General features: G+C 68.4%; 9 protein-coding genes. 7 read left to right on the top strand and 2 right to left on the bottom strand.

The genetic code is table 11. The features are described from left to right. Positions 1 to 2: 2 nt before the first annotated feature. Together IPF36_RS01070 and IPF36_RS01075 are read right to left on the bottom strand one after the other, a co-directional pair. On the bottom strand, positions 3 to 1,016 hold the full coding sequence (locus IPF36_RS01070) for an ABC transporter substrate-binding protein (protein WP_135702948.1): 1,014 nt from the start codon (positions 1,014 to 1,016) through the stop codon (positions 3 to 5). 31 nt (positions 1,017 to 1,047) lie between these two features. After that, positions 1,048 to 2,145, bottom strand: coding sequence for an LLM class flavin-dependent oxidoreductase (locus IPF36_RS01075; protein WP_135702947.1), 1,098 nt, complete (start codon positions 2,143 to 2,145; stop codon positions 1,048 to 1,050). A gap of 236 nt (positions 2,146 to 2,381) precedes the next feature. On the opposite strand from IPF36_RS01075, the gene IPF36_RS01080 reads away from it, so the two are divergent. The 7 genes from IPF36_RS01080 to IPF36_RS01110 all read left to right on the top strand — a co-directional run bounded on the left by IPF36_RS01080 (position 2,382) and on the right by IPF36_RS01110 (position 12,565). After that, positions 2,382 to 3,593 (top strand): acyl-CoA dehydrogenase family protein, encoded by a 1,212-nt coding sequence (locus IPF36_RS01080; protein ID WP_133094337.1) that lies wholly within the window; start codon positions 2,382 to 2,384, stop codon positions 3,591 to 3,593. 104 nt (positions 3,594 to 3,697) lie between these two features. After that, positions 3,698 to 4,315: a cysteine dioxygenase gene (locus tag IPF36_RS01085; RefSeq protein ID WP_195427085.1), complete on the top strand. Its 618-nt coding sequence runs from the start codon at positions 3,698 to 3,700 to the stop codon at positions 4,313 to 4,315. Further along, a complete protein-coding gene (locus IPF36_RS01090; RefSeq protein WP_133094339.1) occupies positions 4,312 to 5,940 on the top strand; it encodes a rhodanese-related sulfurtransferase in 1,629 nt (542 codons plus the stop codon). Before IPF36_RS01085 ends, IPF36_RS01090 begins: the two co-directional genes overlap by 4 nt. Before the next feature lie 236 nt (positions 5,941 to 6,176). Beyond that, positions 6,177 to 6,578, top strand: coding sequence for a cobalt-zinc-cadmium resistance protein (locus tag IPF36_RS01095; RefSeq protein ID WP_133094340.1), 402 nt, complete (start codon positions 6,177 to 6,179; stop codon positions 6,576 to 6,578). A 225-nt stretch (positions 6,579 to 6,803) separates the two neighbouring features. Then, complete coding sequence (locus IPF36_RS01100; protein WP_135702944.1) at positions 6,804 to 8,279, top strand: TolC family protein; 1,476 nt, start codon at positions 6,804 to 6,806, stop codon at positions 8,277 to 8,279. 2 nt (positions 8,280 to 8,281) lie between these two features. After that, the gene (locus IPF36_RS01105; protein WP_133094342.1) at positions 8,282 to 9,442 is read left to right on the top strand and encodes an efflux RND transporter periplasmic adaptor subunit; all 1,161 of its coding nucleotides are present in this window, start codon (positions 8,282 to 8,284) and stop codon (positions 9,440 to 9,442) included. A gap of 6 nt (positions 9,443 to 9,448) precedes the next feature. Beyond that, complete coding sequence (locus IPF36_RS01110) at positions 9,449 to 12,565, top strand: efflux RND transporter permease subunit (RefSeq protein WP_135702943.1); 3,117 nt, start codon at positions 9,449 to 9,451, stop codon at positions 12,563 to 12,565. The last annotated feature ends 63 nt before the right edge of the window (positions 12,566 to 12,628 follow it).

Below are 12,628 nucleotides of genomic sequence, written 5' to 3' on the forward strand. Positions count from 1 at the left end.
GCTTATCCCAGGACGTTGGCGTAGACATGCTGCGCCAGGCGATTGGCATCGGTGGTCTTTTTCAGCACGCCGATGCGGCGGAAATCGTCGGCGTAGAACGCGATCTCGTCGCGCAGGTCGGCGCCGGTCGGGTGATGGTTGTAGGTCAGCGTCGCGTACAGCTTGCGCAGGTCTTCCGGATTGATCTTCGGCGAGTATTTGGCGAACACCCTGGCGGCCTCGTTGGGGTTCTCGTTGACGTAGTCGGTGGCCTGCACGATGGCGCGTGCCAGCGACGCGGCGGCGGGGCGGTCATTGCGCACCAGTTCGCCGCGCGCGCCGACCACGCAGCACACCTTGCGCGCATATTCGCCGGTCAGGTTGGTGGCCAGTTCCACGTAGGCGCCGTTGGTGCGCTTCTCCAGCAGGTACAGGTTGGGATCGCCGTCGGCGATGGCCTGGATCTCGCCCTTGTCGACCGCCACGCCGAGCAGGTCGGCCGGATACTGGCGCCATGTGATGTCCTTGTCCGGGTCGATGCCGTTCTTGGCCAGCAGGATGGTGAAGAAGTGCTTGCCGGGCGCGGCCAGGTCGCTGACGCCCACGGTCTTGCCCTTCAGGTGCTGCAGGCCGGTCACGCCCGCGGCCTTCGAACCCACCAGCCGCACGCAGCCACCGTGCGAGCTGCCGATGATCTTGACGTCGAAACCTGCCTCCAGCGGCTTGAGCCAGCGGTGGATCATGCCCACCGCGGCATCGGCCTTGCCGGTGGCGATCGACTCCAGCAGCTGGTCGGTCGAGCCGCTGTAGTTGATCAGGTCGACCTGCAGCCCGTTCTTCTCGAAGAAGCCTTTCTCCTGCGCCACCACGATCGGCGTCAGGCAGAACGAGTTCTGGTTCCAGGCGAAGGTCAGCTTGCGCGGCGCGGACCAGGCCTGGCGGCCGAGGATCAGCGCCGGCGCCGCGATGGCTGCGGCGCTGGCAAGGCGCAGCACGCTGCGGCGGCGCGGGTCGGTGTCGTTGTGCTTCTGGCTCATGGTGAGACTCCCCGATTCTTGTTGTGGGTGTTCAGGCGGCGCGGCGCTCCGCGTGGTGCGCGGCATCGTGCTGCGCCACCAGCTCGCGCACGCGCGGGATCAGCTCGCGGCCATAGTCGATGGCGTCTTCCAGCGGATCGAAGCCGCGGATCAGGAAGGTGGTCACGCCCAGTTCGTAATAGGCCAGCAGTGCCTGCGCCACCTGCTCGGGCGTGCCGACCAGTCCGGTCGAGTTGGAGCGCCCGCCGGTCTCGCGCGCGATCGCGGTCCACAGGCGCTGGTCGACACGGTCGCCCTTGTCGGCGGCGGCCAGCAGCCGGCGCGCGCCTTCGCTCTGCTGCGGGCCGCCACGGCTGTAGCCGGCCTGCACGCGCAGCGCGCGGGTGCGTTCCAGGATGCTGTCGGCGCGGGCCCACGCCTGCTCTTCGGTCTCGGCCAGCACCGGCCGGAACGAGACCGAGAAGCGCACCGTGCGGCCATGCCTTGCCGCCTCCGCACGCACGCGGGTGGTCAGCTCGCGCACCTGGTCGAGCGATTCGCCCCACAGCGCATAGACGTCGGCGTGCTTGCCGGCAACTTGCAAGGCCGCTGCCGATGCGCCGCCAAAATAGACCGGCACATGCGGATGCTGCGACGGCTTGACCTCGGAAAAGCCCTGCGTGAAACGGTAGAACTCGCCAGCATGGTCGAACGGCTGCGGCTCGGTCCAGATGCGGCGCAGGATATGCAGGTACTCGTCGGTGCGCGCGTAGCGCTGGTCATGGTCGAGGAAATCGCCGTCGCGCTGCTGTTCGCTGTCGGAGCCGCCGGAGATGAAATGCACGCCCAGGCGCCCGCCGCTGAACTGGTCGAGCGTGGCGATCTGGCGCGCCGCCAGCGTCGGCGCGGTAAAGCCGGGCCGGTGCGCCAGCATGAAATGGATCCGTTCGGTCACGCTCGCGGCATAGGCAATGGTCAGCGTGGCCGACGGCCCGGTCGAATGGTGCGGCACCAGGATGCGGTCGAAGCCGGCCTGCTCGTGCGCCTGCGCAAAGGCACGCACATAGTCGCGGTCGATCGCGGGGCCCGCAGGGGGATGGATCTCGGACTGCTTCTGGCTCTGGATCATGCCGATGAAATCGACGCTCATTCGTACGCTCCTGATTCGGTGATGGCGGCGGCTTGCCGCCCGGGCCTTGTATGGACTGGGGAACAAAGTACGCCAGCGGCGCGCGGCGACTAACGAATAAAAACGACGGACCATATTCAGTAAGCGTCGTTTCCGGAACGCGGGTGCGGCGCTACGCTATGCGGCATTCGCGGCAATCGGCTCAAGCATCAGCAAGTTGCCCGCATTGCCAGCCATCCCTCCCGGAGTTCCGTTCCATGTCTTCGACGTCTTCCCTGCGCCGCCTGCCCGCCAGCGCCGCGCGCCTTGGCGAAGTGCTGGCCGAACTGTCCGCGCGCTTCGCCGCCGGCGCCGCCGCGCACGACGCCGCCGCCAGCTTTCCGCATGACAATTTCGCGCAGCTGCACGCGCAAGGCCTGATCGCGCAGGTGGTGCCGCGCGACTACGGCGGCGGCGGGGCAGGGCTGGCGCAGGCGCGCCGCATCATCGCGGCCGTCGCCGGTGGCGACCCGGCCACGGCGCTGGTGCTGACCATGACCTACTTGCAGCATCGCGCCATCGCGCGCCCCGATTCGCACTGGCCGCATGTGGTGCGCGCGCAGGTCTTTGCCGATGCGGTGCAGGACGGGGCGCTGATCAACGCGCTGCGAGTCGAGCCCGAGCTCGGCTCCCCTGCGCGCGGCGGCCTGCCCGCCACCATCGCCACGCAGGTCGGCGATGGCTGGCGCCTGAGCGGCCGCAAGCTGTACAGCACCGGCATCCCCGCGCTGCGCTGGCTGGCGGTATGGGCACGCACCGACGAGCCGCAGCCGCGCGTGGGCGTGTTCCTGGTGCCGGGGCCGGCCGCGGGCGTGGCCGGGGTGCGCATCGTGGAGAACTGGAACCACCTGGGTTTGCGCGCCTCGGGCAGCCACGAGACCGTGCTCGACAATATCTGGATCCCGCCCGACCACGCCGTCGATATCCGCCCGCCCGCCGCGTGGGCGCCGGCGGGTGCGAGCCAGGCCGACATCGACGCCAATGCCGACCAGCAGGCGTGGATGACCGTGCTGCTCGGCAGCCTCTATGACGCCGTGGCGCGCGCCGCCGGGTCGTGGGTGCGCGGCTTCGTGCGCGAGCGGGCACCCGGCAGCCTGGGCGCGCCGCTGGCGACGCTGCCGCGCGTGCAGGAATCCATCGGCGAGATCGCCGCGCTGCTGCGGACCAACCAGGTGCTGCTCGACGATGCCGCCGCGCGCGCCGACGGCAATGCGCCACCTGCCACCGCCGACAGCGGCCTGCTCAAGTTCACCGTGACCGGCAATGCGATTCGCGCGGTGGAACTGGCGCTGCAGCTTGCCGGCAACCACGGCCTGAGCCGCAACAATCCGCTCGAGCGGCACTATCGCGACGTGCTGTGCAGCCGCATCCATACGCCGCAGAACGATTCGATCCTGGTCGCTGCCGGCAAGCACCAGCTGGGGCTGTAGGGGCATGCAGTGCTGGCATGAACGCGGGCGCCGCGCCGTGTTATGTTTGCAGCGGCAGCGCCCCGCAGAGGGCCCGAATACAGAACCACCCCCGGAGGCATTCCATGAGCAGTTCCCCCGAAGCCAGCGGGCTCGCACCGCTGCGCGATTTCATCACCGGCCTGGCCGCGCTGCTGGACCAGCATCCCGACGAGCCGCGCATCCTGCGCGAGGGCGGGGCGCTGCTGGCGCGGCTGGTGGCACGCGACGACTGGCTGCCCGAGGCGTGGGCCGAGCCGCACCCCGAGTACTACCAGCAGCACCTGCTGCATTGCGATTCCGGCGAGCGCTTCTCGATCGTCAGCTTTGTCTGGGGCCCGGGGCAGCGCACGCCCATCCACGACCACACCGTATGGGGCCTGATCGGCATGCTGCGCGGCGCGGAGGACTCGCAGCCCTTCGTGCTCGACGCCGAAGGCCGCCCCGTGCCGCATGGCGAGCCGGTGCGGCTGCTGCCCGGACAGGTAGAAGCCGTGTCGCCGGCCGTGGGCGACATCCATTGCGTCAACAACGTGCATGACGACCGCGTCTCGGTCAGCATCCATGTGTACGGCGCCAATATCGGCGCGGTGCGCCGCTCGGTCTACGCCGAGGACGGCACGCGCAAGCCCTTTATCTCCGGGTATTCCAACCGGACCCTGCCTAACCTGTGGGACCGTTCCCGCGAAGACCGGAAGTCATGACCATCCAGCACGCCACGCAAGCCGCCGCCACGGCGATCCCCACCTTCACTCGCGCGCAGGTGCGCCAGGCCCTGCTGGCCGGCGCCGAGATCGCACTGATCGACGTGCGCGAGGAAGACCCCTTCGCGCAGGCGCATCCGCTGTGGGCCGCCAACTTCCCGCTGTCGAAGCTTGAGCTGGAAGCGTGGCCGCGCATCCCGCGCCGCGATACGCTGATCGTGGTCTACGGCGAGCACGCCGGGGAAGACCTGGCGCCGCGCGCCGCGGCGGTGCTGCAAACGCTGGGCTATACCAACGTGCACCGGCTTGAAGGCGGCCTGGCCGCCTGGATCGCCGAGGGCGGTGAGGTGTTCCGCGACGTCAACGTGCCGAGCAAGTCGTTCGGCGAAGTGGTCGAGGCAGAACGCCATACGCCCTCCCTGTCCGCCGAGGAAGTGCAGGCTCTGATCGACAGCAAGTCCGACGCGGTGATCGTCGACGCGCGCCGCTTCGACGAGTACCAGACCATGAGCATTCCCACCGCCACCAGCGTGCCCGGCGCCGAACTGGTGCTGCGCGTGCGCGAGCTGGCGCCCGATCCGCGCACGCGGGTGATCGTCAACTGCGCCGGCCGCACGCGCAGCATCATCGGCACGCAGTCGCTGGTCAACGCCGGCATTCCCAACCCGGTTGCGGCGCTGCGCAACGGCACCATCGGCTGGACGCTGGCGGGCCAGCAGCTCGACCACGGCGCCAGCCGCCGTGCGCCCGCCGAAGTGAGCAGCGGCAACCGCGACAGCGCCCGCAGCGGCGCGCGCGAGATCGCCGACCGCGCCGGCGTGCGCCGCATCGCGCTGGGGGCGTTGGCATCGCTGGAGGAGCCTGGCCGCACCGTGTACCGCTTCGACGTACGCACGCCCGAGGAATTCGCCGACGGCCACCTGCCTGGCTTCGTCAATGCGCCCGGCGGACAGCTGGTGCAGGAGACCGACCACAACGCCCCCGTCCGCGGCGCGCGCATCGTGCTGGCCGATGACGACGACGTGCGCGCCGGCATGACCGGTTCATGGCTGGCGCAGATGGGCTGGGAGGTCTGGGTGGTGGAGCCGGCCGATGCGGCCGAGCGCGGCGAGAGCGGCGCGGTGGCGGCAGACGTGCCGGTGCCGCCAGCGGTGCCGGCGGTCGCACCCGCCGAACTGGCCGCGTGGCTAGACGAGGACGCGGACGGCAGCACCGTGGTGCTCGACTTCACCGCCAGCGCCAACTACGTCAAGCGCCATATCCCCGGCGCGTACTTCGTCATCCGCGCTCAGCTGGCCGATGCGCTGGCGCGCATCCCGCAGGCGCGGCGCTATGTGCTGACTTGCGGCTCCAGCCTGCTCGCGCGCTTTGCCGCCGCCGACCTGCAGCGGCTGACCGATGCGGAAGTGGTGGTGCTGGAAGGCGGCACGCAGGCGTGGATCGCGGCCGGGCTGCCGCTGGAGTCCGGCGAGACGCACCTGGCGTCAGAGCGCACCGACCGCTATCGCCGGCCGTATGAAGGCACCGACAATCCGCGCGAGGCGATGCAGGGCTACCTGGACTGGGAGTTCGGGCTGATCGCGCAACTGGAGCGCGACGGGACCCACGGGTTCAGGGTGGTGTAGGGCCGCCCGGTCTTCTGAGACCCGCGGCTGTCCGAAACCCTGGCTCAGGGTTATCCCGGGCTTTTCAACGATCTGCTGGTAAAATCGCGCTATTGATATGCATCTTTTCGCTGCATTGCGGAACGAACGTAACGATTCTCTGTCAATCGTAATCGTTACGTTACAATGCTGTCCCGCAGCACGGCCGGTGCCCGTCCGAAAGGGCGCTTCCGCCCCGTGCTCCAAGCCCCCGACCCATGCGATTGTTGTTCCTGCTGCTGACTGCCATGTGCCTGTCACTGCTCTCCTTTGGAGCGGTGGCGGACGCGCGCACGTCGGTGCAGCCGCAGGTCCAGGCCAGTACCGAACTGGCCGCGCTGCAGTCGGTGGACGACATGGGTCGCGTCATCGTGCCCGGCGACGATGGGCTGCATGACGACGACATCTGCGAGGACCCGCCGCCCGGGTATTGCAATATCTGGTCGGCCGACCTGCTCGACCCGCTGGACCTGCTGGACGAAATCGAAGAATCCAGTGCCCTCATTGCCTTGCCCCCGGTGAAGCTGCTGCTGCCCGCCGGGGATGTCGCGCAATATCCCCCAGGCCGCGCCGAACCGCCGCCTTCGGCCTTCTTCCGGCCGCCAATAACCCGCTCCTGAGCGCCGGGCGTTCCACGCCTTGCCGCTCCCCCGCGCGCACGCGCTGCCTCCGCAGCTGCCGTGCCGCGGGCCGCGCCCCCTTGCCTGATAACGCCAGCCTGCCCGCCGCTACCGCGCGCGGGTAAGCCGCTGCCGTGGTCCGTCCCGCCGTGATTCCCAGCCGTGATTCGCGCCGGGGCGCGCGGCGGCATGGCGCAGGCGTCGTATTGCTTGCATTCCGGACTCATGACAACAACTAAGCTGACCCTGATCGCGTCGCTTTCGCTGCTCGCGTTCGCCGCTGCCCAGGCCCATGCCGGTGAGCAGGGCGCCGCCCCGGCGAAGGCCGCGGGGGCAGCGGGCACCACGCCCGCCGCCCCGGCCGCACCGCTCTCCAAGCCTTCCGCGAAGATTTCCGCCGCCCCGGCACTCACTCCCGGCGCCGAGCTGCTTGCGTCCACGGCCGTGCCCAAGGCGGCATCCGCACGCCCCGCGGGTACCGCGGCCGGACCCGCTTTCTCGCTGCCGCAGCTGCTCGACATGGCGCAGTCGACCAACAAGGGCGTCGCCGCGGCCGAGGCCAATGTCGATGCTGCCAGCGCCGCCATCAGCAGCGCGCGCGCCTATCCCAATCCGCAGGTCGAGGTGATGTACGGCCGGCTGTCCGGCAAGCAGCCCGGCGTGACCAGCGGCAATGCGCCCAGCTACGCCGTGGTGCAGAAGCTGGACTACCCGCACCAGCGCAGCTTGCGCGAGGCCATGGCCTCGCGCGGCCTGGAGTCGTCGCAGGCGGCCCGCCAGGGTTTCCGCGCCGACCTCGCCGCGCGCGTCAAGACCTCTTACTACGACGTGCTGCGCCGCGAAAGCGAGCTGCATGCCGCGGAAGAAGACCTGGCGATGATGCGGCAGATCCATTCGCGCGCACGCCTGCGCGTGGAGGTTGGCGAAGCGCCGCGCTATGAACTGATCAAGGCCGAGACCGAGCTGCTGGCCTCGCAGAAGAGCCAGCAGACCGCCGAGCTGCGCGTGAACCAGGCCAAGGCCGCGCTGCGCCAGCAGGTCGGCGGCGCCATGCCGGGCCAGTTCTCGCTGGACGGCACGCTGGGACAGTCGCCGGACGTGCCGCCGCTGCCGGTGCTGCGCGACACCATGGCCGCGAGCAATGCCGAGCTGGTCCAGCGCCGCACGGAGCTGGAGCGCGCCCGCCTGGGCGTCGACTACCAGCGCTCGCTGCGCTGGCCGGAAGTGGCGGTGCGCGCCAGCACCGACCGCCAGCCCGACAACAACGTCTCGCAGATCGGCCTGGTCATGACCATCCCGCTGTGGGACCGCCGCCGCGGTCCCGTGGGCGAGGCCACCGCGCAGGCGACGCAGGCGCAGAGCGCGCTGGAAATGCGCGAGTTCGAGCTGACGCAGGAACTGGAATCGGCCTACCGCCAGTACGAGATCACGCAGGCGCAGGTGACCGCGCTGGAGTCCGGCATCGTGCGCGAGGCCGAGTCGGCGCTGGGCGTGGCCGAGTCCGCCTATCGCTTCGGCGAGCGCGGCATCCTGGACTTCATCGATGCCCAGCGCGTGCTGCGCAGCGCGCGCAACGAGCTGATCGCCGCCCAGTACGAGCAGCAGCTGGCCGCCATCCAGATCGAAAAGCTCTTGTCGACCGCCCCCGGCGCCACCGCCGCGCCGGGCCTGCCGCCGACCTCCACCATCGAACAGAAATAACCATGCGTCCCAATTTCCTGCTTTCGCTGACGGCCGCCGCCGTCCTGACGTTCAGCCTGGCGGCCTGTTCCGACAAGCCTGAACCCGTTGCCGAGGCGCCCAAGCTGCCGCCCGGCGTGATCCAGCCGGAAGGCAACCTGCAGCAGTCGCTGAAAGTGGCGCCGGTGAGCACCTCCCCGTTCAGCGAGATGCTGCGCGTGGCCGGCCGCATCGACTTCGACGAGCAGCGCGTATCGCGCATCGGCGCCAGCGTGACCGGCCGCGTCACCGACCTGTATGCCACGCTGGGCCAGGAAGTGAAGGCCGGCCAGGTGCTGGCGCGCCTGCACAGCAGCGAGCTGGGCGCGGCGCAGATGTCGTTCCTGAAGAGCGAGGCGCAGCACGAGCTGCAGGTGCGCAACGCCGAGCGCGCGCGCCAGCTGTTTGCCGCCGACGTGATCGGCCGCGGCGAGCTGCAGCGCCGCGAGAGCGAGCTGGCGATCGCCTCCGCCGAGATGCGCGCCTACCGCGACCAGCTGCGCGTGCTGGGCATGTCGCAAGGCTCGATCGCAGAGCTGGCCAGGAACGGCAGCATCAACTCGCATTCGCCGGTGTATTCGAGCATCAGCGGCACCGTGGTCGAGCGCAACGTGGCGCAGGGCCAGGTGGTGCAGCCGGCCGACGCGCTCTACACCGTGGCCGACCTGTCGCGCGTGTGGGTCGTGGCCGAGGTGCCCGAGCAACAGGCCGCGCAGGTAGCCGAAGGGCAGAGCGTTGAGATCGAGGTGCCGTCGCTGGCCAACGGCAAGGGCGGCAACACCATCACCGGCAAGCTGATCTACGTGGGCCGCACGGTCAACCCGCAGTCGCGCACGGTGCTGGTCCGCACCGAGCTCGAGAACCGCGAAGGGCGCCTTAAGCCCGCCATGCTCGCCAGCATGCTGATCGCCGGCAAGCCGCAGGACCAGCTGGTGATTCCCGCGGCCTCGGTGGTGCGTGACGGCAACGACGAGCTGGTCTATGTCGAGATGCCGGGCAACAAGTTCCGCCTGACCAAGGTCAAGCTGGGCGCCGAGAGCGACGGCATGCGCGTGGTGCAGAACGGCGTGAAGGCCGGCGACCGCATCGTGGTCGATGGCGCGTTCCACCTGGACAACGAGCGCAAGCGCATCGAGCAAGGGTAATCGGACATGATGAAATCCCTAGTCGAAGCCGCCATCAAGCAGCGGCTGGTGGTTTGCGTGCTGGCCGTGGTGCTGTTCTTCTTCGGCCTGCGCGCTGCCACCAAGCTGTCGGTGGACGCCTTCCCCGATGTGACCAACGTGCAGGTGCAGATCGCGACCGAAGCCGCGGGCCGCTCGCCCGAGGAAGTCGAGCGCTTTGTCACCGTGCCGGTGGAAATGGCAATGACGGGCCTGCCCGGCCTGGAAGAGATGCGCTCGCTGAACAAGGCGGGCCTGTCGCTGATCACGCTGGTGTTTACCGACGCCACCGACGTGTACTTTGCACGCCAGCTGGTGATGGAGCGCCTGATCGAAGTGGGCGGGCGCATGCCGGAAGGCGTGTCGCCGGTGCTGGGCCCGGTCTCGACCGGCCTGGGCGAGGTCTACCAGTACACGCTGGACCGTGCCGACGACGGCAACGGCGAGCTGACGCAGGAAGAGCTGGCCGAGCGCCGCATTGCCCAGGACTGGGTGGTGCGCCCGCTGCTGCGTTCGATCCCCGGCGTGGCCGAGATCAACTCGCAGGGCGGCTACGTGCGGCAGTACCAGGCGCTGGTCAACCCGGAGCGCATGCGCCATTACGACGTGTCGATCCAGCAGGTCTACCAGGCGCTGGCGCGCAACAACGCCAACTCCGGCGGCGGCGTGCTGCCGCACTACGCCGAGCAGTACCTGATCCGCGGCGTCGGCCTGGCCAAGGGCGTGGAGGACCTCGGCAGCATCGTGCTGAAGGAAGTCAACGGTACGCCGGTCTACCTGCGCGACGTGGCCAACGTCTCCATCGGCCATGAGGTGCGGCAGGGCGCGCTGGTCAAGAACGGCCAGACCGAGGCCGTCGGCGGCATCGTCATGATGATGCGCGGCGGCAATGCCAAGGAAGTGGTCAGCCGCGTGAAGGCACGCGTGGCGGAGATCAACGAACGCGGCATGCTGCCCGGCAAGCTGCAGATCGTGCCGTACTACGACCGCAGCGAGCTGGTCGATGCCGCGTTGTGGACGGTGACCAAGGTGCTGCTCGAAGGCGTGGTGCTGGTGGTGATCGTGCTGTTCCTGTTCCTGGGCGACGTGCGTTCGTCGGTGATCGTGCTGGCCACGCTGGTGCTGACGCCATTGCTGACGTTCATGGTGATGAACCACGTGGGGCTGTCGGCCAACCTGATGTCATTAGGGGGCCTGGCAATTGCCATCGGCCTGATGGTCGACGGCTCGGTGGTGGTGGTCGAGAACGCGTTCGAGCGATTGGGACACAAGGAGCCGGGCCTCACCAAGACCGAGATCCTGGTCAAGGCCGTGCAGGAAGTGGCCACGCCGGTGATCGTCGGCGTGGGCATCATCATCCTGGTGTTCCTGCCGCTGATGACCCTGTCCGGCATGGAAGGCAAGATGTTTGCGCCGCTGGCGTTCACCATCTCGATCGCGCTGGCGATCTCGCTGATCCTGTCGCTGACGCTGTCGCCGGTGCTGTCGTCGTACCTGCTCAAGGGCGGCGCCGAGCATGACACGCGCGTGATTGCATTCATGAAGCGCCACTACCTGCGCATGCTGCACTGGGCGCTGGGCAACAGCCGCAAGACCGTGCTCAGCGCAGTGGGCGCGTTCGTCGCGACGCTGCTGATCGTGCCGCTGCTCGGTACGTCGTTCATTCCGGAGATGAAGGAAGGCTCGATCGTTCCCGCGATCGACCGCGTGCCGAACATCTCGCTGGAAGAGTCGATCAAGCTGGAAAAGGAAGCCAACAGGCTGGTGCTGGGCGTGCCCGGCGTCAAGTCGGTGGTGTCCGGCGTGGGCCGCGGCGAAAGCCCGGCCGACCCGCAGGGCCAGAACGAATCGACCCCGATCGCCAGCCTGAAGGATCGCGACCAGTGGCCCGACGGGTGGACCCAGGACGATATCGCCAACGCCATTCGCGAGAAGCTCAAGGCCATCCCCGGCGTACAGATCGTGATGGCGCAGCCGATCTCGGACCGCGTCGACGAAATGGTCAGCGGCGTGCGTTCGGACGTGGCGGTGAAGGTGTTCGGCGACGACCTCGACAAGCTGCGTGAACTCGCGGGTGAGATCTCGCGCGTGGCAGGGGGCATCCAGGGCTCGCAGGATATCCGTATCGAGCGCGTCTCGGGGCAGCAGTACCTGTCGATCGAGATCGACCGTCAGGCGATTGCGCGCTACGGGCTGAACGTGTCGGACATCCATGACGTGATCGAGATCTCGATCGGCGGCAAGCGCGCCACGGACATCTTCGAAGGCGAACGCCGCTTTGCCGCCGCCGTGCGCCTGCCGGATGACTTCCGCAACAACGTGCAGTCGATCCGGCAGCTGCTGGTGAACGCGCCGGACGGCACGCAGGTGCCGCTGCAGAGCGTGGCCAGGATCGAAGTCAACGACGGCCCGGCGCAGATCAGCCGCGAAATGGCCAAGCGCCGCGTCGTGGTGATGATCAACGTGAAGGATCGCGATCTCGGTGGCTTCGTTGCCGAACTGCAGCAGGCCACTGCGTCCAAGGTCAAGCTGCCGGAGGGCTACTACCTGGAGTGGGGCGGCCAGTTCCAGAACATGGAACGCGCCATGGGCCACCTGAAGATCATCGTGCCGGTGACCATCGCTGCGATCTTCTTCCTGCTGTTCCTGCTGTTCAACTCGCTGCGCTTTGCCACGCTGATCATCACGGTGCTGCCGTTCGCATCGATCGGCGGCATCATCGGGCTGTTCGTCACCGGGGAATACCTGTCGGTGCCGGCGTCGGTGGGCTTTATCGCGCTGTGGGGCATGGCCGTGCTGAACGGGGTGGTGCTGGTGTCGTATATCCGTTCGCTGCGCGATTCGGGCTTGTCGCTTGATGAGGCGGTGGTGCAGGGGGCGACGCAGCGGTTCCGACCGGTGATGATGACTGCGACCATTGCGATGCTGGGGTTGGTGCCGTTCTTGTTCTCTACCGGGCCTGGCTCGGAAGTGCAGCGGCCGCTGGCGGTGGTGGTGATCGGCGGGTTGATCACGTCGACGTTGCTGACGCTGGTGATGGTGCCGACTTTGTATCGGTGGTTTGATGATCGGAAGCCGGATCCTACTAGGGATGTGCCGGTTTAAGGTTTTGTTTGTGTTTAGGTTTTAGGTAGTGGGACGCCCTGTGCGCTGGTTGCGTGTGGGGCG

This window comes from Cupriavidus sp. IK-TO18 (assembly GCF_015549295.1).
Lineage (GTDB): Bacteria > Pseudomonadota > Gammaproteobacteria > Burkholderiales > Burkholderiaceae > Cupriavidus > Cupriavidus oxalaticus_A.

Bases quoted from the DNA above. Each gene is read 5' to 3' on its own strand.
- IPF36_RS01100 (WP_135702944.1), top strand. From the start codon at position 6,804: ATGACAACAACTAAGCTGACCCTGATCGCGTCGCTTTCGCTGCTCGCG.
- IPF36_RS01075 (WP_135702947.1), bottom strand. From the start codon at position 2,145: ATGAGCGTCGATTTCATCGGCATGATCCAGAGCCAGAAGCAGTCCGAG.
- IPF36_RS01105 (WP_133094342.1), top strand. From the start codon at position 8,282: ATGCGTCCCAATTTCCTGCTTTCGCTGACGGCCGCCGCCGTCCTGACG.
- IPF36_RS01080 (WP_133094337.1), top strand. From the start codon at position 2,382: ATGTCTTCGACGTCTTCCCTGCGCCGCCTGCCCGCCAGCGCCGCGCGC.
- IPF36_RS01110 (WP_135702943.1), top strand. From the start codon at position 9,449: ATGATGAAATCCCTAGTCGAAGCCGCCATCAAGCAGCGGCTGGTGGTT.
- IPF36_RS01085 (WP_195427085.1), top strand. From the start codon at position 3,698: ATGAGCAGTTCCCCCGAAGCCAGCGGGCTCGCACCGCTGCGCGATTTC.
- IPF36_RS01070 (WP_135702948.1), bottom strand. From the start codon at position 1,016: ATGAGCCAGAAGCACAACGACACCGACCCGCGCCGCCGCAGCGTGCTG.
- IPF36_RS01095 (WP_133094340.1), top strand. From the start codon at position 6,177: ATGCGATTGTTGTTCCTGCTGCTGACTGCCATGTGCCTGTCACTGCTC.
- IPF36_RS01090 (WP_133094339.1), top strand. From the start codon at position 4,312: ATGACCATCCAGCACGCCACGCAAGCCGCCGCCACGGCGATCCCCACC.